26 protein-coding genes are annotated in these 23,079 nt (G+C 64.1%); 5 read left to right on the forward strand and 21 right to left on the reverse strand.

Features of this window, described 5'->3' with window-relative positions:
• Nucleotides 1-103: 103 nt before the first annotated feature.
• The 8 genes from KFB96_RS20545 to KFB96_RS20580 form a co-directional block, all read right to left on the reverse strand.
• On the reverse strand, nucleotides 104-988 hold the full coding sequence (locus KFB96_RS20545) for a DUF3387 domain-containing protein (protein ID WP_213501521.1): 885 nt from the start codon (nucleotides 986-988) through the stop codon (nucleotides 104-106).
• Between the two features lie 342 nt (nucleotides 989-1,330).
• Nucleotides 1,331-2,881 (reverse strand): hypothetical protein, encoded by a 1,551-nt coding sequence (locus tag KFB96_RS20550; protein WP_213460933.1) that lies wholly within the window; start codon nucleotides 2,879-2,881, stop codon nucleotides 1,331-1,333.
• Nucleotides 2,808-4,058 carry a DEAD/DEAH box helicase gene (locus KFB96_RS20555; RefSeq protein ID WP_213460934.1) on the reverse strand — a complete coding sequence of 417 codons (1,251 nt, stop codon included), beginning with the start codon at nucleotides 4,056-4,058 and terminating at the stop codon, nucleotides 2,808-2,810. The genes KFB96_RS20550 and KFB96_RS20555 overlap by 74 nt, the downstream gene beginning before the upstream one ends.
• On the reverse strand, nucleotides 4,045-4,209 hold the full coding sequence (locus tag KFB96_RS20560; protein ID WP_213460935.1) for a hypothetical protein: 165 nt from the start codon (nucleotides 4,207-4,209) through the stop codon (nucleotides 4,045-4,047). Before KFB96_RS20560 ends, KFB96_RS20555 begins: the two co-directional genes overlap by 14 nt.
• Nucleotides 4,210-4,213: 4 nt before the next feature.
• A complete protein-coding gene (locus KFB96_RS20565) occupies nucleotides 4,214-4,564 on the reverse strand; it encodes a Hachiman antiphage defense system protein HamA (RefSeq protein WP_213460936.1) in 351 nt (116 codons plus the stop codon).
• Nucleotides 4,565-4,808: 244 nt separating this feature from the next.
• On the reverse strand, nucleotides 4,809-5,942 hold the full coding sequence (locus tag KFB96_RS20570; RefSeq protein ID WP_213460937.1) for a virulence RhuM family protein: 1,134 nt from the start codon (nucleotides 5,940-5,942) through the stop codon (nucleotides 4,809-4,811).
• Complete coding sequence (locus KFB96_RS20575; protein ID WP_213460938.1) at nucleotides 5,935-7,170, reverse strand: class I SAM-dependent DNA methyltransferase; 1,236 nt, start codon at nucleotides 7,168-7,170, stop codon at nucleotides 5,935-5,937. Before KFB96_RS20575 ends, KFB96_RS20570 begins: the two co-directional genes overlap by 8 nt.
• Nucleotides 7,171-7,450: 280 nt before the next feature.
• Nucleotides 7,451-8,023, reverse strand: coding sequence for a Uma2 family endonuclease (locus KFB96_RS20580; protein WP_213461260.1), 573 nt, complete (start codon nucleotides 8,021-8,023; stop codon nucleotides 7,451-7,453).
• Nucleotides 8,024-8,281: 258 nt separating this feature from the next.
• On the opposite strand from KFB96_RS20580, the gene KFB96_RS20585 reads away from it, so the two are divergent.
• A complete protein-coding gene (locus tag KFB96_RS20585) occupies nucleotides 8,282-8,770 on the forward strand; it encodes a Uma2 family endonuclease (RefSeq protein ID WP_213460939.1) in 489 nt (162 codons plus the stop codon).
• 85 nt (nucleotides 8,771-8,855) lie between these two features.
• Here KFB96_RS20585 and KFB96_RS20590 read toward each other — a convergent pair whose 3' ends face one another.
• From KFB96_RS20590 to KFB96_RS20600, 3 genes are all read right to left on the reverse strand, one after another.
• Nucleotides 8,856-9,047, reverse strand: coding sequence for a hypothetical protein (locus KFB96_RS20590; protein ID WP_213460940.1), 192 nt, complete (start codon nucleotides 9,045-9,047; stop codon nucleotides 8,856-8,858).
• A gap of 314 nt (nucleotides 9,048-9,361) precedes the next feature.
• Nucleotides 9,362-9,940 carry a peptidylprolyl isomerase gene (locus KFB96_RS20595; RefSeq protein WP_213460941.1) on the reverse strand — a complete coding sequence of 193 codons (579 nt, stop codon included), beginning with the start codon at nucleotides 9,938-9,940 and terminating at the stop codon, nucleotides 9,362-9,364.
• 66 nt (nucleotides 9,941-10,006) lie between these two features.
• Nucleotides 10,007-10,627 carry a hypothetical protein gene (locus tag KFB96_RS20600; RefSeq protein WP_213460942.1) on the reverse strand — a complete coding sequence of 207 codons (621 nt, stop codon included), beginning with the start codon at nucleotides 10,625-10,627 and terminating at the stop codon, nucleotides 10,007-10,009.
• Between the two features lie 212 nt (nucleotides 10,628-10,839).
• Between KFB96_RS20600 and KFB96_RS20605 the strand changes: the two genes are divergently transcribed.
• Nucleotides 10,840-11,256 carry a TerB family tellurite resistance protein gene (locus KFB96_RS20605; protein ID WP_213460943.1) on the forward strand — a complete coding sequence of 139 codons (417 nt, stop codon included), beginning with the start codon at nucleotides 10,840-10,842 and terminating at the stop codon, nucleotides 11,254-11,256.
• Nucleotides 11,257-11,303: 47 nt separating this feature from the next.
• Here the strand turns inward: KFB96_RS20605 and KFB96_RS20610 are convergent, their stop codons facing one another.
• Complete coding sequence (locus KFB96_RS20610; RefSeq protein ID WP_213460945.1) at nucleotides 11,304-11,756, reverse strand: rhodanese-like domain-containing protein; 453 nt, start codon at nucleotides 11,754-11,756, stop codon at nucleotides 11,304-11,306.
• 182 nt (nucleotides 11,757-11,938) lie between these two features.
• On the opposite strand from KFB96_RS20610, the gene KFB96_RS20615 reads away from it, so the two are divergent.
• Nucleotides 11,939-13,468, forward strand: coding sequence for a helicase HerA-like domain-containing protein (locus tag KFB96_RS20615; RefSeq protein ID WP_213460947.1), 1,530 nt, complete (start codon nucleotides 11,939-11,941; stop codon nucleotides 13,466-13,468).
• Between the two features lie 183 nt (nucleotides 13,469-13,651).
• On the opposite strand, the gene KFB96_RS20620 is transcribed toward KFB96_RS20615, so the two are convergent.
• On the reverse strand, nucleotides 13,652-13,801 hold the full coding sequence (locus tag KFB96_RS20620; protein WP_213460949.1) for a hypothetical protein: 150 nt from the start codon (nucleotides 13,799-13,801) through the stop codon (nucleotides 13,652-13,654).
• 41 nt (nucleotides 13,802-13,842) lie between these two features.
• On the opposite strand from KFB96_RS20620, the gene KFB96_RS20625 reads away from it, so the two are divergent.
• Nucleotides 13,843-14,937, forward strand: a complete 1,095-nt coding sequence (locus KFB96_RS20625) for an alpha/beta hydrolase (RefSeq protein ID WP_213460951.1) — start codon at nucleotides 13,843-13,845, stop codon at nucleotides 14,935-14,937.
• Here KFB96_RS20625 and KFB96_RS20630 read toward each other — a convergent pair.
• The 3 genes from KFB96_RS20630 to KFB96_RS20640 all read right to left on the reverse strand — a co-directional run bounded on the left by KFB96_RS20630 (nucleotide 14,934) and on the right by KFB96_RS20640 (nucleotide 16,399).
• Nucleotides 14,934-15,314: a nucleotidyltransferase family protein gene (locus tag KFB96_RS20630; RefSeq protein ID WP_213460952.1), complete on the reverse strand. Its 381-nt coding sequence runs from the start codon at nucleotides 15,312-15,314 to the stop codon at nucleotides 14,934-14,936. The genes KFB96_RS20625 and KFB96_RS20630 overlap by 4 nt on opposite strands.
• Complete coding sequence (locus KFB96_RS20635) at nucleotides 15,311-15,712, reverse strand: nucleotidyltransferase substrate binding protein (protein ID WP_213460954.1); 402 nt, start codon at nucleotides 15,710-15,712, stop codon at nucleotides 15,311-15,313. Before KFB96_RS20635 ends, KFB96_RS20630 begins: the two co-directional genes overlap by 4 nt.
• A gap of 333 nt (nucleotides 15,713-16,045) precedes the next feature.
• A complete protein-coding gene (locus KFB96_RS20640) occupies nucleotides 16,046-16,399 on the reverse strand; it encodes a heavy-metal-associated domain-containing protein (protein ID WP_213460956.1) in 354 nt (117 codons plus the stop codon).
• A gap of 231 nt (nucleotides 16,400-16,630) precedes the next feature.
• Between KFB96_RS20640 and KFB96_RS20645 the strand changes: the two genes are divergently transcribed.
• Complete coding sequence (locus KFB96_RS20645; RefSeq protein WP_213460958.1) at nucleotides 16,631-17,002, forward strand: cupin domain-containing protein; 372 nt, start codon at nucleotides 16,631-16,633, stop codon at nucleotides 17,000-17,002.
• 255 nt (nucleotides 17,003-17,257) lie between these two features.
• Here the strand turns inward: KFB96_RS20645 and KFB96_RS20650 are convergent, their stop codons facing one another.
• From KFB96_RS20650 to KFB96_RS20670, 5 genes are all read right to left on the reverse strand, one after another.
• A complete protein-coding gene (locus KFB96_RS20650) occupies nucleotides 17,258-19,420 on the reverse strand; it encodes a heavy metal translocating P-type ATPase (protein ID WP_366931561.1) in 2,163 nt (720 codons plus the stop codon).
• A 180-nt stretch (nucleotides 19,421-19,600) separates the two neighbouring features.
• Nucleotides 19,601-20,029, reverse strand: a complete 429-nt coding sequence (locus tag KFB96_RS20655; RefSeq protein ID WP_300970614.1) for a hypothetical protein — start codon at nucleotides 20,027-20,029, stop codon at nucleotides 19,601-19,603.
• Between the two features lie 315 nt (nucleotides 20,030-20,344).
• Complete coding sequence (locus tag KFB96_RS20660) at nucleotides 20,345-20,698, reverse strand: magnetosome protein MamC (RefSeq protein WP_213460960.1); 354 nt, start codon at nucleotides 20,696-20,698, stop codon at nucleotides 20,345-20,347.
• Nucleotides 20,691-21,509 (reverse strand): hypothetical protein, encoded by an 819-nt coding sequence (locus KFB96_RS20665; RefSeq protein WP_213460962.1) that lies wholly within the window; start codon nucleotides 21,507-21,509, stop codon nucleotides 20,691-20,693. Before KFB96_RS20665 ends, KFB96_RS20660 begins: the two co-directional genes overlap by 8 nt.
• Before the next feature lie 222 nt (nucleotides 21,510-21,731).
• A complete protein-coding gene (locus KFB96_RS20670) occupies nucleotides 21,732-23,063 on the reverse strand; it encodes an alpha-amylase family glycosyl hydrolase (RefSeq protein ID WP_213460963.1) in 1,332 nt (443 codons plus the stop codon).
• Between the last annotated feature and the right edge of the window lie 16 nt (nucleotides 23,064-23,079).

A 23,079-nucleotide genomic window follows, 5' to 3' on the forward strand; every position in this document is an offset into this window, starting at 1 on the left:
CCGGGGCTGATCCCATACTAAAACATCGCATACCGCCTTGGGCGCGGTTGAATCCCGACATCCGATCGCGTCCGTCGCGCGTCGCTCCCTCCGTACATATCCCCTATTCGACGGAATGCTCGGTCGACAGCTCCGCCTGCCGCAGCACGAGCTGGGTGGCGCCTTCAGCGAGATCCGGCGGGTAGCCGTACTTTGCGAGCAGGCGCCGGATGTTGCGCCGCAGGGTGGCCCGGACCGATTCGCGCTGCGTCCAGTCGAGCTTCGGCATCCGGCGCACGATCTCGATCAGCTCGCGGGCCATCAGCCGCAGCGCGTCGCTTTGCATGACCTCGCGCGCCGAGGCGTTCTCGGCCAGCGCGTCGTAAAACGCGATCTCCTCGGTACTCAGCCCGAGCGCATCACCCTGCTGTTGCGCCTCGCGCAGGTCCCGCGCCAGATCGATCAGACGGGCGATCATCTCCGCCGTCGTGATCGCCTTGTTGGTGTAGCGCAGCAGCGCGTCTTCCAGCGCCTCGCGGAATTTGCGGCTGCGCACCAGGTTGCTGCGCTCGGTGCTGCGGATTTGATCGTTCAGCAGCTTGCGCAGTGTCTCCAGGGCGAGGTTCTTCTGCTCCAGCGCGGCCACGCGCTCCAGGAACTCATCGCTCAGGATGTCCAGCCGCGCCTCGTCGAGGCCAGCCTGCCCCAGCACATGATCGATGGCCGTCAAATACACCGGCAGCACATCGCGCGGTGCGGCGTCGAGTGCCCTAGCGTAGTCGCAGCCGTGGAAGAAATCGCGCAGCTTCTCGAAGGCCGACTGCATCGCCGGCACCGCCTCGTCCTGCACCTGTCGCACGGCCTGCCCGGTGCCCCTGGCGCGGCTGTAGGTGGCTAGCGCATCGGCGAGTTGGTCGGCGAGCCCGAGCCATTCGCCCCGGCGCGCTCGCTGTGAAATCCGCTTCGCACAGGAATGGAGTTTCGTATTCAGGAATCGGCTCGTGGCCACACCATCTTGCCTCGGCCGACTCGCAACACTTCCACCAGAGGGCGGCCCTCATCCAATCGTCCGAAGATCAGGCTCGGTTTTGGATCAACCGCGGGCTTCCTGAACGACGCCTGCCGTCGATAATCGGGTGTTGCCAGCCAAGTCTGACCGTCGCCCTCATCGGTGAGTATCCGGTATAGCCCGGCAGGCGGCACCGAACTAATAGGTGCATCGAGCAGCCGCCGTTTGCGTTCGACAGACCATTTCTGAATCCCACCGCTGAGGGCTTCGATCCTGAACCGCGCCCATAACGCCGCCGTTCCTGGAGTCGGCCAGTCGCCCGCACCCGTGAACGCGCTGATTTCATCTCGACCCGAGCCAAGCGCGCATTTCCGCTGGCGTCACGAACACAGGGTTGCTACTTTGGATGGCCGCCATCGCTGCCCGTCTTGAGGGAAGCCCGGCGCGGATCAACATCGACATCATAAATTGCGGCACACCTGTCTCCAAGGCAGCAGCCCCGCCCCCTGGTATGATGTCTGGCGACCAACCCAGTGTCATGCGTCGGGTGCGGATGGCTTCAAGCGCCCAGACCAGCCTATAGGTGAAGGCATCTTCGACCATGCGCATATTGTTCGGCCCGATCTCGGAAACCTCGGCTCCCGACACCCACTGCCGCAGGATGGTGTGCCAATTCCCAGGAAGTGCGTTCTTCTTATCGGGAATGAAGGGGCGCATAGCGAGAAGCCGTTCCCCAAGGCCCGCCAATGCCTCGGCGAGTTCATCGACGTCGCCCGGGAGCGACGCCGCGTCGGCGCGATCAATGAGATCTCCCAATTCGTCGGCCATCGCGTCGATCGCTAAGTCAGCCTCAAGGCCGACGCCCATCGCAAAATGCCCTTTACGGGACTGTGACGTCGTCGTCAACCAGATGAGGTCGGCGCGTGCTTCGAGTACCTTCCGGTGCAGGGCCTCGACGCCTTCGCCTTCGCCCTCGCGAACGATCTGGCGTGCCCACAACGAACCCTTGAGGGCCTCGTCCAAGAGTTTCGGCAGGTCAGCGCGATCCGCATCGAGTGCTTCAATCATGCCGAACACGGTCGCATCGAGACGTTCCACGAGTTGCGAGAGCGGCGCTTCGTCGATGCTCTCTTCCTCATCGCCTCCAGCATCGTCATCTTCGTCGTCGCCGTTGCCCGGCTCATGGTCCGCGCCCGCTGCCAACCGTTCGGCCAAAGCCCCCTCTTCAGCGGTCGATTTCCAGGCATCGCGAGCGTTGGCGAGATACTCCCACGCATCGTCGCTCGCCAACACGCCCCCCCGAGTCAGGCGCTTAAGAATCTCCGCGACGATCTGGATCAGCCCGCTCTTTAAGGTCCGAGCCTTCGAAGAGGCGACCAGTCCCCGCCATTCACCGCTCCGCCAGCCCACCTTGTCGAACATGACATGAACAATCAAACCTTCGACATCGACGAACGCGCGTCCAGCACGGCCGGCGACATTGGCGAACTCCTCGCCGGTAATCAGGTGTCCTGCGCGGTAGAGCGCTGGGACCAGCAAGACAGCAGCATTGAGATTAAGCCCCTGCGAGAGCGTCGGCGATGCGACGATCACTTTCAGTATCCCCTCGGAAAGCAGAATCTCCAGTTCACGCAGAAATGGACTGGGTAGCCGGCCGTGATGAATGGCGACGCCAGCCTTCAGGCTCGCCACCGCCGGATGCTTTTCACCGAGCCATTCTTTGCCCACTTCCAGCGCGCGGGCGATCGGTCCCTCATCGTCCAGTAACGATTTTAGATAACCGCGCTTGCGGAGGTCGACGACCTGCTTTCCATACCCCTCAACCCAGTTCGCCTGCGTCGAGAAGATCAGGGTGCGCTTGCCTTGGGCGGCGAATGCCCACGCGGCGAACAAGGCCAGATGCGAGTTCTTCCTCGGATAAGCCTTCGTCTCCCGCCCGCGTGCGGATTTCTCGGTTACGAACTTGTCGAGGAATGCTGAATCCGAGTGGTGCGAACGTCTTGCGGAATGACCGTTCCGTCTGGGCCGAGAGCGCCCTCAACGGCGTAACGATCAAGACCCGCCTCGCGGTGGAGAGCGTCATCAGTGCAGCGATCTCCGCCACGCGCGTCTTACCCGCGCTGGTCGGAAGCGCTACCACCAGGTCATCCTTAACGTCTGTCGATCGACGGGCCGCCTCTCGCTGCGACGGCCAAAGCTCAACTTCCGAACTCTTCCGGGCATAGAGTGAGCCGATGAACAGCCGCCTCAGATCGGCATAGCGCTCGGCCGCACCTTCGGGCGGCTCCGTAGGAAGATTCTCATGCAGTGAGTGCGACCAGAGGTCATCGATCAGGTGCATGCAGAGATTGGATATCCACCACAGCGGCACATTTTCGGCGTTGCCAGCCAGGCTGACGGCGCTCGCGAGCAGCGCACGCGCATCCTCCATCGATTCTTCTTCACCGGCCTCTAAGGCGAAGTCGAAAAACGCGAGAGCCCGACAGATCGTCGTATTGATGATCGTGGACAGGACCTCATCGACATCGGCGTCCTCGCCTCTCAGCTCGGCCGCCATCTGGTTGTCGCCATGAACATCGTCGTTCAACCAGCCCCGCACGAACGCTCGAAGGCCGTCAAGATCGCGCAGGATCAACTGCATCACGGCCGTTTCGCCTGGCGCCATATTCAGTCCCTCCGCCGCTTGGCTGAAGAGCGAGTAGGCGACAGCGGAGAAGCCCGCCAAATGATAGGCGACGGCTGCGATCGTCCGGTGGAACCCACGATCCACTGCATTGGGATCGCCGTTCCGGATCAGCGCTTCTAACGCATTCGCAGCGCGCTCGAATGCCCTGCTGGTCAGTTCTGACCCGCCTGCCTGGGCACGAAGCGCCATGGCGGCGCGTAGCAGAGTGAACCCATGCTCGGCAAGATCCGTTTCGATGGTCGCTCCCAATGGCGGCGCGTTGGCTGGCAGCACGCCATCAGTGCGCATGAGCGACCAAGCCGCCCCGCGATACAAGAGCCGCCCAAACACGCCGTCCTGGGTGGCGCTCGCCAGGAGCGTGTAGAGTTCTTCAGTCGTCTCCAAGGTCTTCTGCCTTTTCGTACATCTTGGCGATAAATTCCTGATGATCTTCGATGTGAAGGTTCACCACATATTGATTTCGGTTCGTGGCGGCCGCGTCGAGATTCTCCTTCAGCGATGAGAGTGGGCCGTTGCCTGATACAGTGAATAGCATGTGGTCAATCCGACTCGCCCATATTGCGCCCATCCTTGTTGCGCAAGCGGCGCACGGGAACACGCAGGCCAGTTTCCTCCTCGACTAGTTCGGTAGCCAGAATTTCGCCAAGATCGCCAGACCTCCCCTTGGTAGTTTGTGGGAGTGCGGACCGCAGGATCTCTGCCGCTACCTTGTAGCCCAGGCGCGCGACATCGTCCGCAATGCGCTCAAGCCGCTCGTAATGTGAGCGTATTGTCTTGGCGAAGGCCTCACGAATTTCCTCACGCCCTCCGGGCTTTTCGACATATTTCCAGTAATACTTGCGCTTGTCCTGTTCCTTGGTCGCATCGCACCATTTCTCATACAACACCATACATTGCCCCGTTCACCGTCAGCGAGGAACCATCATGTTACCAAAGCTACCAGGCCCAGGTTGAGCATGCCGGATTGATATGCTTTTATAATCGTCCGTTTGCAGCGGATGGAGTTGGTGGCTAGCGCTGCGAACCCGCTATTCTATTGGTTGAGTGGATCAGACAAGCCATTCTTGCGCACTTTCCGGCAGCGGTGGGGATTTCACCGCAAACGGGTTGCGATGCCCTGTGCTCGCCCGTCGTTTACGCATTGCCGTCTCTCTTCGGCTTGCGCCTCCGTGTGTCCCCTTTTCCCGCATTTTCCCCGGCCCCGCGCGACGCTGTATCGATCTCCAGCCGTTTCATCTGCTCAACCGCCGTATCAAAGTCGCTCGCGGTTTGCATGGCTTCAAGCCGACGGCGCTCAGCCTCGTGCTTGTCGAATTCGGCGTGGGCGTGCCGTTCGGCCAGTTCGTGCGAGACAGTGCCGGCGTGGCTGAGGATGTTGCGCTCATTGAATTGCAGGAAGGCATCGAGTCGCTCGACCCATTCGGCCATGTGCATCGGCTTCTGCCGCCGGGCCTGGTCCTCGGCGAAGTCGAGGTACATGCTGACGACGCGGTTCAGCTCGGTGAGCTCTTCCCGTGTCAGGTAGTTTTTGGCGACCGTGACATCGGACTTGCGGATGGGCCCGTGGGGTGCGTTCTTCCAAGTGGTCAGACCCATGTTGGGCTGTGCGGCGTCGGCGCGCCCCTTGACGATCTCGGCCGCGGTGTGACCGTGGATCGCCCAGTGCAGCTTGTTCTGCACCGTGGCGAAGAAGGTCTGGCTGATGGGGTCGGTCGGGTCGTAGTCGATGCTGGTAGCGTAGATGTCGGTGATCTTCTGGTAGAACAGCCGCTCCGAGGCGCGGATGTCGCGGATGCGCTCCAGAAGCTCGTCGAAGTAGTCGGCGCCGATGCTCCGGCCTTCCTTGAGCCGCTCGTCATCCATTGTGAAGCCCTTGAGGAGCAGCTCGGAGAGACGCGAGGTGGCCCACTGGCGGAAGGCGGTGCCGCGGACGGAACGGACGCGGTAGCCGACGGCCAGGATGGCGTCGAGGCTGTAGTGGCCGACGGCACGGGAGACCTGGCGGGCCCCCTCGGTTTGAACTATCCGGAAACTCCGGATAGTTGCCTCGCGATCAAGCTCACGCTCTTCATAAATGTTAACCAGATGCTCGTTTACGGTCTTGACGGATACCTGGAACAGCTCGGCGATCAACCGCTGTGGCAGCCAGACGGAGCGGCCCGCGAGGCGGACCTGCAAGCTTGCGGTACCGTCCCGATAAATCAGGAGCTGGCCTTCCGGCGGGCCAGGTTCAGACAGGGGCTCAAGGTCAGTTGGCCGATCAGCCATTGCCCACCCCCTTCAACCGCTCGCGCACCACGCCCATTAAACGCTCACCCTCCACGAAGCACGCCTCCAACTCCGCCAGCAGGCGCGGATATTTTTCCTCGAACGGCTCGCTGTCCTCCTCCTGCTCCTCGGCGCCGACGTAGCGGCCGGGGGTGAGCACGAAGCCGTGCTTGCGGATGCCGTCGATCGTCTCCGCCTTGCAGAAGCCGGGGATGTCGCGGTAGGTCCAGTCGCCGTGTTCGACGGCGTCCCACCAGGCGGGGGCAGGCTCGCCGCGCCATTGGCGGAAGGCGTAGACGATGCGGCCGATGTCGGAGGCCGGGCGCGGGTCGCCGAGGCCGTCGGCGAGCAGGGTCTCGCCGCCGTCGCCGCCGGTGAGCACCCGCAGCGTGCGGGTCTGCAGGGTGCCGAGTTTGCGGGCGTCGATGAAGAGGGTCTCGTCGCGGCGCCCCTCTTTTCGATTGGGGCCGCCATGCTTAAGGTTGCGGCCGGTCTTGTCGCGGGTCAGAAACCAGAGGCAGGCGGGGATGCCGGTGGTGAGAAAGAGCTGGGCCGGCAGTGCGACGATGGCGTCCACAAGGTCGGCTTCGACGATGCGTTGGCGGATCTCGCCCTCTCCGCCGGAGCCGGAAGAGAGCGACCCGTTGGCCATGACGAAGCCGGCGACCCCGCCGCCGTGGCCCCCGTTTGAGATTGGCGGCGGCGCCAGGTGGTGGATGAAGTGCTGAATCCAGGCGTAGTTGGCGTTGCCGGCGGGCGGCGTGCCGTAGCGCCAGCGCACGTCTTTTTCCAGCAGCTTGCCGGACCAGTCCGAGATGTTGAACGGCGGATTGGCGAGGATGTAGTCGGCCTTCAGATTCGGGTTGTCGCGCTCGACGGCGAGGATGGCGTCGTCGATCAGCGTGGCGATATCGGGCCGGATGGCCTGGTTCTGCAGGTTCTGCCAGCGCGCCTCCGGCGGCACCCAGAAGACGCGTTCGGCGGTGTACTCGTCCCGGCTCTCCAGCAGGCTCTCCATCTGGGCGCCGGTGATGCCATCCGCTTCGAGTTCGGCCATGAGCCCCTCGCGCCTGGCCGCGAAGGCATCGGAGATGTACTTCAGGAACAGCAGGCCCAGCACGACGTGCTTGTACTCGGCGGCGTCCACCTGACCGCGCAGCGCATCGGCCGACTTCCATAGGGTGTCGGCATAGGCGAGGTCGTTGTTGTTCGAATCCTGACTGGCCATCGAGGCTCCTGTGTTTGCGTCATGCTGTCGTGCCGTCGTTGTCCGGAGACGGATGTCTTCGGGATGCCCCTCGAATTCCTCGCGGATTTCCTGTCTAAGGCACCCTTGAAGACGGCTCGGAGCCAGGGACCACAACTTGAGTGCCCACGCCTAAGCGTTGGGCGCGTCGCGCAAACCGACGGTCATCGAAGGTATAGAGCGCCTCGCAGTGACGGCTGCCGGCAAGATGAAGCGCATCGGCGAAGTCCAGACCCTGTTCGAGAAGCTCCAGTCTGTTCTTCTATGCGGTTGGCGTCCAAAGATCGCTGAGGTTGATGGCCACCGCATCGAAGGGTGCGACGGATACCGAGGCCGCACCGGCAAAACGGCCGATCTCTCTCCAGGCTCCGTCTTCGAGGGCGTAGGCTTCCAATGTGTGTGCTAGAGGGTCGACCAACCACGCATAGGACACGCCGAACTTCGCGTAGATCGGCATCTTGATATTTCGGTCCTTGCTTTCCGAGGACGGGGACAGGACCTCGCAGGTCCAATCAGGCACGATCTCGATACGGTGAACCGGCGGATGGGTGAGCATGCGCTCGCGCCGCCAGCCGGCAAGATCCGGCACATCGACCTCGGCGTCTCGGATGAAATGCACTTCAGGCTCGTCGACGATCCACCAACCGCCGGGGCCGCCGCGTCCCCGTTGGAAGGGCCCGATCAGCTCGTACCCAAGCCCGGACGCCGTCACGATGTGGGGCCACGCCGGGCGCGGCTGGACGTAGAGTTGGCCGTCGAGGATTTCCCCTACGACCTCTTCGGGTAGGTTCTCGAGTTGTTCGTTTGGATCAACAGGCGTTGGAGCGGACGCGATTTGAGGATGTCGAATGCTTGGGCGAGGCGTGCGATGATCGGGTGTTGTTTAAACCGCGTCCAGAGCGAGATGCTCACTTTCGAGTGAGGTCGACGTTTGGTCCATCCACGGCCCTCAGCGGGGACGCGGTTTATGATTTTTAATATCTTAAACCGCGCCGTCTCCAGCGGTCGTCAAATCCGCCGGGGCCGATCCCATCCAACAACATCGCATACCGCACCGGGCGCGGTTTAATGCGGGAATGCGTCGGGAGTATCGATGGATCTGCAACAGCTTGTGCTGCGGTCGGATGAGCTCGGGGTGCGGCTGGAGATCGTCAATGGGCTGGCGATCTGGGAGGCGCAGCCGCTGTATCGGCATCAGAAGCATGTCGAGCGGATTGCCGCTTCGATCGTGCGGTCGGAGGGCGGTGATTGCGGCTGCGTTCACGCGCTGGATGTCTACATCCAGTTCCCGAACGGGTTGAAGCGACCCGACATCTCCATCTTTTGTCGTGAGCCCGGCGAGGCGGAGCAGGACAGCGTTTTGACGATGGTGCCCGAGGCGGTCGTCGAGGTCGTGAGCAAGGGATACGAGGCGAAAGACTTGGAGATCGGCCCGCCTTTTTATCTCTCTCAGGGCGTCAAGGATGTGCTGGTGTTCGACCCACAGACCCTTTTGGTGCTGCACATTTGTCAGGGTCAAGCGCGCCGTTTGGTTTCGCCCGTCGTCGTCGATCTAAAGTGCGGGTGCCGCGTGGTGATCTGACGATCTGACCCGTACAGCGCCGGCGCTGTGGATGAATGAGGGTTGCAACTCGGCGGGATGCGTCGCATGTCCCGCCGGGCTCGGATCAGCCGAGACTGCGCAGGGCATCGGCCTCGATCTGTCGCGCATAAGGCCCGAACTGTTTTTGCTGCTCGGCTTCCCACTGCAATTCGGCCCACGTCTGCATCCGTAGCTCGGGCCGGGCGTCCGGGCGGAGACGGTCCGCCGAGCGGAGTCGGGCATCAGGATAGTCTCGATCGAGATCGATGTCGTACATGGCTGGATCCTCGGTGCTTCTGGGTGAATAACGCTGAAGATGCGAATCTTGAAGCAAAGACTGCACCAAAATCCTACAACGCCTGTCGTCTTTCGGAAACCCTGAGTCCATTCATCGGGAAATTCAATCCCGCGCGGCGGTGTAGCTGTCGGAGTTGTGCTTCGGGATCAATCGGATCGTGACCGGGTCTTGCGCACCTGCCGGGCTCATCGCGATCCGAACGGTTCGGTCGATCAGGCCATGGCTCGGGGCCCGAGGCGGCCCCGAAATGGTGCGACCCTCGACCCGCAACGGGTCGAGAACCCTGCCCGGCGTCAGAGCGCGCGGCAGTCCGCGAGGACCACTTCGGTCTTGGTTCCGCCGGAGCGCGAGCCTTGGGCCTCCATCGCCTCGACGACATCCATGCCTTCGACGACCTTGCCGAACACCACGTGCTTGCCGTCCAGCCAAGGTGTGGCATCGACCGTGATGAAGAACTGCGACCCGTTGGTGTTGGGGCCGGCGTTGGCCATCGAGAGCATGCCGGCCTCGGTGTGCTTCAGCTCGAAGTTCTCGTCGGCGAACTTCTCCCCGTAGATGGACTCGCCGCCCGTGCCGTTGCCGCGGGTAAAGTCGCCGCCCTGGATCATGAAGCCCGGGATGATGCGATGGAAGGGACTGCCGGCATAGGTGAGCGGCTTGCCGCTTTTGCCCATGCCCTTCTCGCCGGTGCAGAGCGCGCGGAAGTTCTCGGCCGTCTTCGGGGTCACGTCGGCGAACAGCTCGATCGTGATGGTGCCGGCGGGTTCGCCGCCGATCGTGACGTCCAATGCAACCTTGGGATTGTCGGCAAGTGCGGGTGTCGTCATAGCAGCTAAGAGTACCGTGGTGAGGTAAAGGGATGGTTTTGACATGGTCAATTCCTGTCGTGGTGGAACGTTGCGAGTGATCGTCGGAACAACAGGCCAGGAGGCCGCGAATTATGCGACCGGCGGCTCGGTTTCGCTCCCGATGACCCCGTCCGGGGGAGGACGTCGCGCGACCAACGCATCGGGCAGCTCTCCGCGTCCGGCTTGGTAGAGCGCGCCGGACTCAAGCATGACGGTGACCATCACCGCAAGCAACAGCGGAACCACGCCGATGCGCGCCCAGATGGCGCTGGCCATGTCCTGGGATTCGATCTTGTGCCGCTCCATCTCCTGCATCGCCGGGGGCAGGGTCTTGAGCTGCGCCGCGATCTCGGTCTCGTCCGGCTTGCCGAGCAGGGCGATGCTCAGGATCGCGGCACACACCAGATAGGCGATCAGGATCAGCCGATAGCGGCTTGCAGCCAACCGCCAATGCGTTGCGGCAAACCAGCTCATGTCCTTGCCGGGTCGCCTGGACCTCATCCAGGTCACGCCGATCAGCACCAAAGAGAAGGCGAGCGGGATCGAGACCGCCAGCCACTTATAGCGCCCGATCGTCGAATCCGGCTCGGCCATCGAGCCTGCGAGCAGTGCCACCCCGATCAGGAGGTTGAAGACGATCAGGTTGACCATCGCCAGCTCGTGGGGCGTTTTGGCCTTGCGGCGGGTTGTGTCGTCGACCGGGAAGAACATGTCTGTCGCGTCCGTGGATGTCGATCGGAACGTCCGATCCGGGTCGCGCGAAGAGCGTACCCGGAGCCTGCATCATTTTGGAGCCTCTGCTCCCGGAAACGCAAACCCGCCGCCGGACCTGGCTCCGGACCCGGGCGCGGCGGCGTGCTCGGGTTTGTGCGATCATCGCTCGACCGTCACGAGAACGAAATTACCGAGGAGCCAAGACGAGGATGCCCGAGACCACCCCTTACGCGAACAACAGCGCCGATGCCATGCTGCGCGTCATCTCACTCTTCATCATCAGCGATGGCGAGGTGAAGGACGAGGAGATGGCCATGCTTGAGCAGCTCGGCGTCTTCGAGCGCTTCGGCGTCGACCGCGATGACTTCGCCAGGATCTTCGACGGTTACTGCGACGATCTCATCGCCCATGCAGGCACGGCGCGCTTCGTCGGGCTCGCCGACCCGGACTGGGTCGACAGCATCTTGGCGCCGGTCACGGACCGCGTCTCGCGTCGAACCTTGGCGCGGATCCTTCTGCTGCTGGCGCGCTCGGATGGCTTCTTCTCCGATGCCGAGCTCGTGATCTACCGCCAAATGCTCGACCGTTGGGAGATCGACATCGACTCGCTCGCCGAACCGGACTGAGCGGCGGCCGCTAAGGGCCGTCGGGCGCGCGTGTCGTGCGGCTCGACTCAACAGCGCGGACAAGCCTCCACCGGCAATCGCTCTCGAATCCAGCCGGTCCCGGCGCGGCTTCCGGCCATCCCGCCGACGACGTTGTAGACGTTGGTGAATCCTCTGTCGAGGAGCGCCTTCTGCATGTGAGCGCTGCGATTTCCGGTTCGGCAGATCAGTGCGACAGGGGCGTTTTTGTCGCCGCCGACCTCGGCCAACACCTGCTCCGCGAAGCCCTCGGGCCCTTTCGGGTGGCGCATGTCGACGCGATGCGCGCCTTCCGCGATCCCGGTTTGGCGCCACTCCATCGGCGTGCGGATGTCGATCAAGGTCACCTCGCCGCTGTTCGTGCGCTCGAACGCCTCGGAGGTGGTCAGGGTCGGACCGGTCGTCGGGAGACATCCGGCGAGCAGAAGTGTGGCGGCGACTACCGCACCGGCGAGGTGTGATCCGGGTTGTGTAAGCGACATCGAAGAATCCCTGCGACAACGTTGATGATAACTGCCGCGTTAGATGGTCACGAGCGGAGGCGACACAAGTCCGAGCGGTCGCGGCGGGACGCGCTCGGTATACTTGATGCCCCGACCCCTCGGCGTCTTGCCGGCTGCGATACCTCGGACCATCCACATTCGCCATACACGGAGCGCCTGATATGACCCAGTCCATCCTCGTCGGCAAAGGGCCCGAACCGATCTCGATCCTCTCGCGCATGGCCAACCGGCACGGTCTGGTCGCGGGCGCAACCGGTACGGGCAAGACGGTGACCCTGCAGCGGCTCGCCGAGCAATTCAGCCGCATCGGCGTGCCGGTGTTCCTCGCCGACATCAAGGGTGATCTTGCGGGCATCAGCCAGCCGGGCGGCGGCAATCGGCGCGTCGCCGAGCGGGTCGCCGAGATGGATCTGGAGCAGGAGGAAGGCTTTGTCTTTGCGGGTAATCCGGTGATGTTCTGGGACATCGAGGGCCGACAGGGCCATCCGGTCCGCACCACCCTGACCGAGATGGGGCCGGTGTTGTTGTCGCGGCTCCTGAATCTCAACGAGGTGCAGGAAGGCGTCATCAATATCGTCTTCCATGTCGCCGACGAGAACGGCTGGCTACTCCTCGATTTGAAGGATCTGCGCGCCTTGTTGGCCCATGTGGCCGAGAATGCCGCGGAGCTCCAGACCCGTTACGGCAACGTCTCGTCGGCGAGCGTGGGCGCAATCCAACGCCGCCTGCTGGTGATCGAGAAGCAGGGCGGAGACCGCCTCTTCGGCGAGCCCGCGCTCGCGCTGCAGGACATGATGCAGACCGACGAGCAGGGCCACGGCTACATCAACATCCTGGCCGCGGACACGCTGATCCACTCCCCGGCGATCTACTCCACCTTCCTGCTCTGGCTCCTCTCCGAGCTGTTCGAGGAGCTGCCCGAGGCGGGCGACCAGGACAAGCCCAAGCTGGTCTTCTTCTTCGACGAGGCGCATCTGCTGTTCAAGGATGCCCCCAAGGTCCTGCTCGACAAGATCGAGCAGGTCGTGCGGCTGATCCGCTCCAAGGGTGTCGGGGTCTATTTCGTGACACAGAATCCGATGGATGTCCCCGAGACCGTCCTCGGACAGCTCGGCAACCGCATCCAGCACGCCTTGCGCGCCTTTACGCCGCGCGACCAGCGCGCGGTGCGGGTCGCCGCGGAGACCTTCCGGCAGAATCCGGCACTCGACACCGAGGCTACCATCACCGCACTCGGCGTCGGCGAGGCGCTCGTCTCGACCCTCGACGAGCAGGGGATCCCGGGGATCGTCCAGCGGGTCAATGTCGCGCCGCCCGGAAGCCATCTCGGCCCCATCGAACCCGAGGTTCGCAAGGCCGTCATGGATCAGTCGCTCGTGAAGGGTGTCTACGACGTCACGATCGACCGGGTCTCCGCCTACGAGATCCTCGAGCAACGTGCCGAGCAGGCCGCCGCAGCCTCGGCCGCGCCCGAGATCCCGGATCTATCCGAGTACTTCGGTCGCAGCGGCAAGGGCGCCCAAACGTCGTCGACCGGCAAGGCGCCGGCCCGACGCGCCGGCACACGCCAGACCCCGGTCGAAGCCTTCGCGACCAGCGCCATGCGCTCGCTCGGCAGCCAGATCGGCCGTCAGTTGGTGCGCGGGATCATGGGCTCGCTGACCGGCGGGGGTACGCGCGGGCGCGGGTGACTCTCGCCCGCGCCTTGAAAGAGTCGGTTTCCTAGTCGATCCTATCCTACAGTGTACGAACGTCGGGTCATCCGGTTGGTCGGTGAGCAGCGCGATAGTACGCGCGGCCTTGCTCGTAACTCCGGCCATCGTGGCACGTGGCGCAGAGCGCCACGGGGCATGCGTGACACCGCAGAGCGGATGTCACGAGCGACTGATGTTTTGGGTGGCCGGTCTTACGAGCGTGGCCGTACGCGCGGTCCGGAAGCGGGCAGCGCATGGATCGGACGCACCGATCACGGTGGCCTCGACGACATAGGAGAGCAGTAAGCGAGCGGTCTTGGCGAAGGTCATGGTCCGCTCATCGAGGTATAAACCGACCCGGAGGAGATGCCATGTACGTCGTCACCAACCGCAAGGTCAACGCTCGCAAGGAAGGTCTGGATGTCTTCGGCAATACGCCGAACGCGGTCGGCCCGAACGAGCTGAGGCTCGTGAAGGTCACCAAGCAGGGTTCTCACTACGCGACCGAGCTGCTTACCGACAAGCTGACGCAGGCCGAGGTGCGGGAGCTGAAGCGACGGCACGCGCTCGACATCGACGAGCGGGCGGATTGGTACGCGAGTCTGCAGGTCGCCTGCGATCTCATGGAGCAGGCGGCACGCGAGAAGCGTCATCTGCTGGTCTATGTCCACGGCTTCAACAACGACATGAAGGACGTGCTGAGCACGGCCGAGACGCTCGAGGCGCTTTACAACGTCATCGTTTTGCCCTTCAGTTGGCCGGCGAACGGCGGCGGGGCGGTCAGCGGGACGGCGGCCTACCTCGACGACAAACAGGACGCGCGGGTCTCGATGGACGCGCTGAACCGCTTCTTCGAGAAGGTGCAGCTCTACCATGAAAAGCTGACCGAGGCGCGTCGCGAGGTCTTTTGGACGCAGGCGATGGCGGAAGACGGCGGTCGCGGCAATCGGGAGGCCGTTCAAGCGCGCTTCACGCAGCTGTTGGCCGAGGATTGCAAGGTGACGCTCAATCTGATGTGCCACAGCATGGGCAACTATGTGCTCAAATACGCCCTGCAACCCGGCGCTGCAGCCGCCGCACGGCTGATCTTCGACAATGTCTCGCTGGTGGCCGCCGATACGAACAATGCGGCTCACGAGACCTGGGTTCAGCGCATCCAGGCCCGCAACCGTCTCTATGTCGTCATCAACGAGAACGACTTCGCGCTTGCGTGGTCGCGGCGCAAGCCGGGCGAGGCGCAGCGGGCGCGGCTCGGCCACTACCTCAAGAACCTATTCGCGGCGAATGCGCGCTATATCGACATCACGCGTGCCGAGGGTGTGGGAAACACCCACGGCTATTTCGCGGGCGAGCCGGTGGCGCGCAACCCGGCGCTCAAGGCCGTGTTCAGCGATGCCTTCGAAGGCGGGCGGGCCGAGGATCGGTTGTCCTATGCGACCGATATCAACGCCTATCGGTTGATCTAGACGCGCATCGCTGGGTTCACGCTGGCGCCCTGTTGCCGCCCGGACGCGCGGGCATCGGCATGTCGGAGGGTCACCCTGTCCTGCGCGATAATCCTTCGGAACGATTCGCTCGCAGCGGCCCAATCCACGATATCGACACGCCAGGGCAGGTCGGACTCTGAGAGTTCCTCGGCCAGTGCGGCGCGGACATCAAGGGAAAGAGGCGTGTCGGTGATGATCGCGAGATCCAGATCCGAGTAGGGCCTGGCCGTCCCTTTGGCGCGCGAGCCGAAGGCCCAGACCTCGTGGTGCGGGAGATGCCGATCGAGAATGTCGCGGACGATCGTCCAGTGCTCGGGGCTGATGTCGATCGGGGGTACCGTGGTCGCCTCTGTCATATTGCGCGTTCCTTTATGCGGTCACGCAGATAAGTCGCCTCGGCGAGAAATGACGGGATGGCATCGACGACCTTGAGTGCAGTGTCTTCGTCATACGTGTGGCTGGTCATCCCGCGCATCTCGCGGTATCGACGCCAAGTAGGCCAATCACCCTGCAGCAGACCCTGTGCGTTGCCCGAGCGGATCAGATCCTGAAAGGCCACGCCGTGATAAGTGTCGGGACTGGGCGAGACAGATGCAAGATAACGTTTCAGCATCTTGTGGCTGAGCTCGTAGGTAAACTCGAAGCGCTGAATCAGGCCATCACGAATCTGTGTGTCCGTGATGTCCTGTTGATACCGGGCTAGGCCTTCCGCCAATCGCGCGATGGCTTTCTCAAGGGCGCTGATGTCGAGCATGAGGACACGTCTCCCTTTGTGGCTCGCCGATATTGAACGCGCCTAGCGTAACATGACGGCGTCCTCCCGCCTCGCTCCCCAGTTGCGCGCGGTTAAACCTAGATCCGGCAGTTGAACGCTTCGTGCTTATGCAAGACTTTGACGGTATTGACGATCGCGTTTATCCGATGGCTCACTGGCCGGGTGATGGCCGCTACGACCCCTGGAGCACGCCCCGCGCGGCGCCCGACTGCGTTGCAACTCGTTGTCGTAGAACCACTACGACGCCTCGTCGCGCCTTGCCGGACACCACGCGGGACGCACTCCGGGGACCGTTCAACTGCCGGATCTAGGTTAAAGCAGCACGCTCACCAGCCGCACGGCCGAGCGCTCGACGGCTTTCCGCATCACGGCGCCGACGAGGGCCTTGCCGAAGACCTCGTGCACGCGCGTTGTACCCAAATCCGTGCGGATCGTGGCACCGAGACAGCCGACCTGCTCGAGCCTTTCCAGGATCTGCGCTTGAGTCAGGCGTTCGGGCTCGTAGTGGACGGTGATGCTGCCTGCACGCGGATTCACGCGTACCTCGCGCACCCCTTCGGTGGAGAGCAGCTCGCCCTCGGCCAGTCGCGCACTTACCGGGTCGCAACGAAACGAGCCGGAACGAATCCGTAGGCGGCCGGGGACGTGATGGATATAGTGGCTCATGGACGCATGCCTCGCGATGGAAGAGCAGATGACGACAAACGGATGGTATGACCTGTCATGGTTAAATGCAAATCCTTCGCATTACCGGTATCATCTCGGGGTCTTCGGATCCGCAAGACCGACACTCGACGGTGAGGCCCGCGCCGATGCTCTTCCAGCCGCTGGCTCCAAGACATCGACAACGGGGCTTCACCGGTTCCATGCACCGCTTTCAAGACGAGATCGCGCACGATGAACAAAGACGATGATTGGTTGGTCTTCCAGCTCGAGGACCTGATGGCACGCGTCGAGCCGGGCACCCTGTCGCTCAAGGAGTTTCTGCGCACCCCCTCGCTCAGCTGCTCGGTCTATCACCTCCCCGCCGGATCGCGCGACATGGCGAGCGCGCACGAGGAGGACGAGCTGTACCTCGTCCTCGGCGGACGGGGGCGACTGCGGGTGGGGGAGAGCGAGCACGCGGTCCGCGAAGGCACGCTGATGTACGTGCATGCGGCCTGTGACCACACCTTTTTCGACGTCGAGGAGGATCTGACCGTCCTGGTCTTCTTCGGCGCGCCGGTCCGGCTAAACCGCGCCGGGAGCACCGACGAAGACGTTGACTGACGTTGATATGCCGAGGCAGCGAACGAGACTGGGAGTCTGCGCGGTATAGAGTATTTAGGCGATTTCCGGGAATGCGCATCCCGGCCGTGCATGCCTCCAATGGTTACAGGGCGACTAAAGTCGCCCCTACATGTTGGTCGATGCATTCCCGGAAATCACCTTAAAAAATGACTTAAACCGCGCCGACTCCAACGGTCGTCAAGTCTGCCGGGGCTGATCCCATCCGAAAACGTTGCATATCGCTCCGTGCGCGGTTCAACGACGGACGATGTCCTTGATCTGCTTCAGTTGGGCATTCACCGCCCCGTCGGTCTCCCCGTCCAGTCGAACACCCTTGAGTGCATTGAAGAGGATGCCGATGGTGGTGCCGTTGTGCAGCAGAGCGCTGGCGACCGGCGAGAGGACACCGCCGATCGCGCCGGCCAGGATGCCGGTGTTGATCCCGATGGCTGCGCGGAAGTTGCCGCGGATCAGCGCCATGGTCTTGGTTGCGATCTCGCGGGCGTCGGCCACGGCGCCGAGGCGGTCGTCCATCAGCAGGATGTCGGCGGTGGCGCGGGCGATGTCCGCGCCGCGCGGCATGGCGATGCCGACGTCTGCGGCGACCAGTGCCGGGCCGTCGTTCACGCCGTCGCCGACGAAGGCCACGCGGCTGCCGTCCGCCTGGAAGCGGGCGATCAGGGCGGCCTTTTCCTCCGGCGCGACCTCCGCGTAGAAGGCGTCGAGACCCAGCTCGCGGGCCAGGGCCTCGGCCTTCTGGCGGCGGTCGCCCGTGATCATCACCAGACGACGAATCCCTTGTGCCCGCAGCCGGTCGAGCGTCTCGCCGGTCTCGGCCCGCAGGGTATCGCGCAGTGCGATCAGCCCGACCGGTCCCTGCGCGTTGCCGACGAAGAGCAGGATCTTGCCCTCGTCCTCCAGACGCGCGATCTGCTCGGCATGCTCCTCGAACGCGATGCCGCGATGCTCTTCCAGATAGTGCCGGCTGCCGACCAGGATCTGCTCGCCTTCGACCTCGGCCGAGAGACCGTGCGCGACCAGATAGTCGACCTCGCCGTGCGAGATATGCTGCAGATCGCGCGAGCGCGCCGCCTCCACCACGGCGTTGGCCACCGGATGGGAGGCGTGCTCCTCGACCGAGGCGACGAGCGCGAGGAGTGCCGTCTCGGTGCAGGTGGCCTGTTTGTTGAGAACGACGACATCCGTGACCGCGAGCTCGCTGTGGGTCAGCGTGCCGGTCTTGTCGAAGACGATGGTGTCGACACCGGCGAGGTGCTCGATCGCCTCGCCGCCCTTCATGAGGACACCGTGCGCGGCGGCCTGGTACATCCCGGATTTGAAGGCGACCGGCGTGCCCAGCTTGAGCGCACAGGAGTAATCGACGAGAAACACGGACTGCAGGCGGGTCAGGTTGCGGGTCACCCCGTAGACCAGTGCACCGGTCCCCAGGGTCAGATAGACCCGCTGATCGGCAAGACGATCGGCCTCGCGCTGGGTGTCCGAGCGCTTGTCCAGCGACTCCTGGATGAAACGCGAGATGCGCGAGGTCGTGGTCTCAGCGCCGACCTGCGTCGCCTCGATGCGCAGACGACCCTCGATCAGGACCGCGCCCGAGACGGCACGGCGCGGTGCCTCCTTGCGCACCGGAACGTCCTCGCCGGTGACGGCGGCCTGATTGACCAGGGCGCTGCCGCCGACGACGCGGCCGTCGACCGGGATGGTCTCCCCGGTGCCGACGACGACCACCTCGCCGGGCATGACCTGATCGCCCGGAATCTGCGTCAGCTCGCCGTCGCGCTCGACCCAGGCTATGGCCGGCTCGGGTCGCAGCAGCTTGCGCAGCAGTCGGTCCGACTGGCGCTCGGTGCGTCGCTCCAGGAAGTTGCCGAGCGCGAGCAGAAAGTCGGTGATGTTGGCGGTGTAGAGCTCGCCCCGGGCCGCGGAGAGCCCGATCGCCAGTGCGTCCAACACCTCGACCTTGATGCCCTTGCGGATCAGGGTCTCGGCCCCGGTCCCCAAGGTCGAGGCGACGTTGGCCACCGTCAGCGCGACCTGGAGCGGTCGGCTCAGAAAGGGCAGGAGTGCGATGGTCGCCGCGGCGGTGACCATGGGGGCGATCTCCGCCTCGCGCGCCCCGCCGCCCGTGAAACCGGACTCGCTCCGCGGCGAATAGGCATCCAGTCGTCGGAGCACGGCGTCGCGGGCGCCGGCGGATTCGCGATAGACCACCACCAGACTGCGGGCGCCGCAACTCGCCCGTGCGCTCGTGACGATGCCGAGTGGATCCATCCAGTCTTCCAGGTCGTCGGGGTCGACGCCCGGCGCGCCGAGCGCCGGCACGCGCAACCGCAATCGCCCGGGAAGCTCATGGACGATGCGATAGCGCATGTCGAGCGGCGGCAAGCCGGCGGTCATCATCGGGTCAATCCACAGCCGGCGCGCCCGACGCGCAGACCAAGCGGGCTCGGGTGCTTCGTGAACGACGGTCGTCGCAGGACACGGGTTCGAGCAATCGACGTCCTCGAACATCTAAACCGCGTCCGCCACCGAGGCATCGGGCCGCGGCAACGTCGGGCCCAAGCACGAACAACCCTGTCATCACGACGACGCGGTTGACTTGGACTGAGCCGCGTGATGCAACTCGGCCTCGGCATCCTGGAAGCGTTCCTTGGCCTCTTCGATGCCGCCTTGCAGTGCCGACCAGACCTGGACAACGCCTTTGATCGCGGTGCGCTGGAGGCTTTCGTTGGTGAGCAAATAGGTCGCCGCAGCGCCGATCAGCAGGCCCTTCAGGAAGCGATCGTTGCCGAAATCGAGGAACGAGCTTGATGGCTGCGCCTGCCGAGGGTAGGCGTTACCGGCCTGCATCGTGCCGTAGCCTTGCGCGTATCCGTATCCCGGTGCGGCCGACCCGTAGGCGGCATAACCGACCATATGAGAGGCTTGGCTACCGCCTTGGATCTGGGGCGCCTGTGCGCCCGGGTCGGCCGCCATCGGGTCACCGTAAGGGTAATAGGGGCTGTTCATGTCGATCCGTCTCCGTGTGAAAGTGTCGGCAGCGCGGCCGCTGGCCGGTCGGAAGTGATAAGGGACGAGACTCATCGGGGTGTCGCCGGACGATCGGTAAGCGCTTAGGGGGCGCTCATGGGGCGCGCATCCGGCGCGCACGGCTGGTCCCCTGACGGGGCGAGCGTCGGTGAGGGGGGCGCATCCGTCGAGGCCGACCGCGCCCGAGCCTTGAACAGGGAGCGCGCGAGCAAGACGAGGGCTGCCCCGGCGAGGAGACCGCCGATCCCTTCGGCCAGGTTTTTATGCACGCCGTGGCGTTGACGCTGCCGATGATCACTCATGGGCGTCGCCCCGCGCCTCTGCCCAACGCTGCAGGCCGTAGAGTGCCAGAGTGCCCGCCGCGAACATGATGCCGAGACGCATCAGGCCCTGTTCGGCGACGCTGGACGCAGCCGCACCACCGATGGCGGTGGCCACGGCTGCGGCGATGGCCGTTTTGCCGGTCTCGGCGACCGCTGCGGTTGCGGTCAGGTCGCCGGACTCGACGCGTTGCAGATTGGATGCGGCGGCGACACTGCCGCCGACGACGGCGCCCAAGGTGGCGAGTCGGACCAGGGTCGCGCAGTCCGCGCCGCCGGTTCGGGTCCCGGGTTGAACCTGTGCTTGAACGAGCCCGTGATCAGACATCGGATGGTTCCGCCCGATCTGTCGGCCGTGGCCGCTGCGGGCCTTCCTTGACGCGATCGACCCCCGTCTTGACCGCCGATTTCGCCTTCGCGCCCGTCTTGAACAGGGCGCCTTGAACGGATTCGTTCGTCAACACAAGGACGGCCGCGGCGCCGAGGAGTGCGCCTTTCCAAAATTCCGAATCGTCCAGATTCAGCATCTTGGACAGACTCGACAAACCGTTGCCTCCGTTGGCGATCTCGTCGACCAGCTCCGACATGCCGGGGCCTCGCGGTCCGTGAGCGTTGCCGGAGACGGGCGGGTGAGCGGGCATGGCGCCGAAAGGCGGGGCGTAGCCGGGGTGAGGCATGCCGGGCGGGACCAGACCGGAATAGGGCGGCGGCAAGGTATAGCCGGCTTGGGCCTGGGCCTGGGCCTGGGCCTGGGCATGATAGGCGGCCCAGTAAGGATCGAAACCCGGCGGGAGACCATAGCCTGCCGGGTGCTGCGCCGGACCCGGATACGGACCCGGATACGTGCCCGGAGTGGGGCCTTGCGACATCCCCGAGTAGGACGGGGTTGCACCGTATCCGGGTTGACCGAGGTGCGCCCCCGGTCCGGGATAACCGCCGGCCATGCCGGCGTGAGGGCCGTTCGGAGGGAGCGCGTTTGCGCCCTGAGTCGGGGCCGGATGAAAGGCGGCCGCGCCGGGGGCGAAACCTGTTGCGGCCGCGCCTTGCTGCGGTGCCGCTGCGCCTTGTCGCGGTGCATCCGCCGCCGGCTGACCGGCTGCCGACGTGTGTTCCTGTTGACCGTTGCCGTGATCGCTCATGCTCAGTGTTCCTTGTCGGTGTTCGATCGAGTCGGCACAGCGCCGGCTCGCCACAAGTGATACTGAGCGAATGGTAACGGTTCTTGTTTATGTTCTCAACAAGGGATGATGCGATGGGTCTTGAGGCCCCTAAACCGCGCTCAACCGCGCCCAGTGCGGTAGGCGATGTTTTTGGATGGGATCGGCCCCGGCGGATTTCAGAACCGCTGGAGCCGGCGCGGTTTAGGCCACCTGCGTCCGGTTTTCGTTCGGGCGCCGTGCGCTGCCGGTTTCGCCGTCGGAGTGCACCGCCGGGGTCACCCACACGCGACCCATGCCGGGGCCGAGCTCGAGCTCGAAGGGTGTCGGCAGTCGGTCCAGTGGTGACTCGGGCGAGACGTCCAGCATCGGATCGGTTGTTCGAGCGACCTGGCAGATGTCGTCGATACGCAGGTGCTGGTGATTCCAGGGATCCTTGTTCAAGGCGAGCAATGCCGTGTCGCGACTCGTGTCGGACCCTTTGCGCAGCAGGAGGATGGCCGGATTCGGATGATGGAGACGCTCGATCGGCCCCTCCTGCCCGAACACCGGAAAGCGATCCTTGATCCGATTGACCTCGGCGATGAACCCGGTGAGGTCAAGGTGCGTGTCTTCCCAATCTTCCGGGCGCGTGTCGACGACGTCGAGCCGCCGTCTGAAGCCATACTCGAAACCGATCGGCATCATGACGCCCGCCGAGAAGAGCGCGGCGAAGAGATAGCGCTGTTTCATGGCGTTCGGGTTGCCGCCGGATTCGTGGAAGAGCCGCTCGGTGTCGTGGCTCTCCGGGAAGCTGATGGAGGGAACCCGCCGGCGTGTCTGCTCGTATTGCTCCAGCAGCCAGCCGCCCTCGAAGTCCCACCATTTGGAGCTGTTGAAGATGGCGTCGAATCCGGCGGCGGCCGTCTCGCGTGTCTGCTCGGGCGAGCAGCCCAACGTCTCGGCGACGAAGAGAACATCCGGATGCGCCTTGCGGATGTGCGCGATCAGATGCTCCCAGACCGGCCTCGGGATCTGGTAGGCCGCGTCGCAGCGGAAGCCGCAAAAGCCGAGATCGATCAGGTACTCGACCATCTCGATGCAATAGGCCAGGAGACCCGCGCGATCGGGCGAGCCGCGGTGATCGAATTGCGCCAGGTCGTGCCAAACGACGCGGTTCCCGTCGGACTCGACACAGAAGGCGCTGGCGACCGCGTCGCCGTCGCGTACGAACCAGTCCGGGTGCTCGTGCACCAGTTGCGCGTCCTTGGCGCAATGATTGATCACGAGATCGATCATCATGCTCAGACCGAGCCGATCGGCCTTCGCGACCATGGCGCGAACCTGCTCCTCCGGGGTCCGGCCTGAATCCGGCGCGACGAAGGTCTGGTTGATCGCGAAATGATCCGCGATCGAATAGAGGGAGCGGGACTGGCCGAGAACCTGGATCGGGTTGACGAAGATCCAGTCGAAACCCATGCGGGAGGCCCGCTCGAGGTGGGGCGTCCAGTCCCCGAAATGTCCGGCGAGCCGTGGAAACAGATTGTAGATCTTCATCGAGCCGATGCGCTCC

Origin of the sequence: Thiocapsa sp., assembly GCF_018399035.1 — a bacterium.
In the GTDB taxonomy this organism is placed as follows: domain Bacteria; phylum Pseudomonadota; class Gammaproteobacteria; order Chromatiales; family Chromatiaceae; genus Thiocapsa.

Coding starts and splice junctions, on each gene's coding strand:
- KFB96_RS20665 (WP_213460962.1), bottom strand. CDS start 21,509: ATGAGCGATCACGGCAACGGTCAACAGGAACACACGTCGGCAGCCGGT.
- KFB96_RS20670 (WP_213460963.1), bottom strand. CDS start 23,063: ATGAAGATCTACAATCTGTTTCCACGGCTCGCCGGACATTTCGGGGAC.
- KFB96_RS20610 (WP_213460945.1), bottom strand. CDS start 11,756: ATGTCGCTTACACAACCCGGATCACACCTCGCCGGTGCGGTAGTCGCC.
- KFB96_RS20620 (WP_213460949.1), bottom strand. CDS start 13,801: ATGACCTTCGCCAAGACCGCTCGCTTACTGCTCTCCTATGTCGTCGAG.
- KFB96_RS20585 (WP_213460939.1), top strand. CDS start 8,282: ATGGATCTGCAACAGCTTGTGCTGCGGTCGGATGAGCTCGGGGTGCGG.
- KFB96_RS20600 (WP_213460942.1), bottom strand. CDS start 10,627: ATGTTCTTCCCGGTCGACGACACAACCCGCCGCAAGGCCAAAACGCCC.
- KFB96_RS20560 (WP_213460935.1), bottom strand. CDS start 4,209: ATGCTATTCACTGTATCAGGCAACGGCCCACTCTCATCGCTGAAGGAG.
- KFB96_RS20650 (WP_366931561.1), bottom strand. CDS start 19,420: ATGATGACCGCCGGCTTGCCGCCGCTCGACATGCGCTATCGCATCGTC.
- KFB96_RS20625 (WP_213460951.1), top strand. CDS start 13,843: ATGTACGTCGTCACCAACCGCAAGGTCAACGCTCGCAAGGAAGGTCTG.
- KFB96_RS20595 (WP_213460941.1), bottom strand. CDS start 9,940: ATGTCAAAACCATCCCTTTACCTCACCACGGTACTCTTAGCTGCTATG.
- KFB96_RS20565 (WP_213460936.1), bottom strand. CDS start 4,564: ATGGTGTTGTATGAGAAATGGTGCGATGCGACCAAGGAACAGGACAAG.
- KFB96_RS20590 (WP_213460940.1), bottom strand. CDS start 9,047: ATGTACGACATCGATCTCGATCGAGACTATCCTGATGCCCGACTCCGC.
- KFB96_RS20640 (WP_213460956.1), bottom strand. CDS start 16,399: ATGAGCCACTATATCCATCACGTCCCCGGCCGCCTACGGATTCGTTCC.
- KFB96_RS20660 (WP_213460960.1), bottom strand. CDS start 20,698: ATGTCTGATCACGGGCTCGTTCAAGCACAGGTTCAACCCGGGACCCGA.
- KFB96_RS20615 (WP_213460947.1), top strand. CDS start 11,939: ATGACCCAGTCCATCCTCGTCGGCAAAGGGCCCGAACCGATCTCGATC.
- KFB96_RS20655 (WP_300970614.1), bottom strand. CDS start 20,029: ATGAACAGCCCCTATTACCCTTACGGTGACCCGATGGCGGCCGACCCG.
- KFB96_RS20605 (WP_213460943.1), top strand. CDS start 10,840: ATGCCCGAGACCACCCCTTACGCGAACAACAGCGCCGATGCCATGCTG.
- KFB96_RS20645 (WP_213460958.1), top strand. CDS start 16,631: ATGAACAAAGACGATGATTGGTTGGTCTTCCAGCTCGAGGACCTGATG.
- KFB96_RS20630 (WP_213460952.1), bottom strand. CDS start 15,314: ATGACAGAGGCGACCACGGTACCCCCGATCGACATCAGCCCCGAGCAC.
- KFB96_RS20635 (WP_213460954.1), bottom strand. CDS start 15,712: ATGCTCGACATCAGCGCCCTTGAGAAAGCCATCGCGCGATTGGCGGAA.
- KFB96_RS20570 (WP_213460937.1), bottom strand. CDS start 5,942: ATGGCTGATCGGCCAACTGACCTTGAGCCCCTGTCTGAACCTGGCCCG.
- KFB96_RS20575 (WP_213460938.1), bottom strand. CDS start 7,170: ATGGCCAGTCAGGATTCGAACAACAACGACCTCGCCTATGCCGACACC.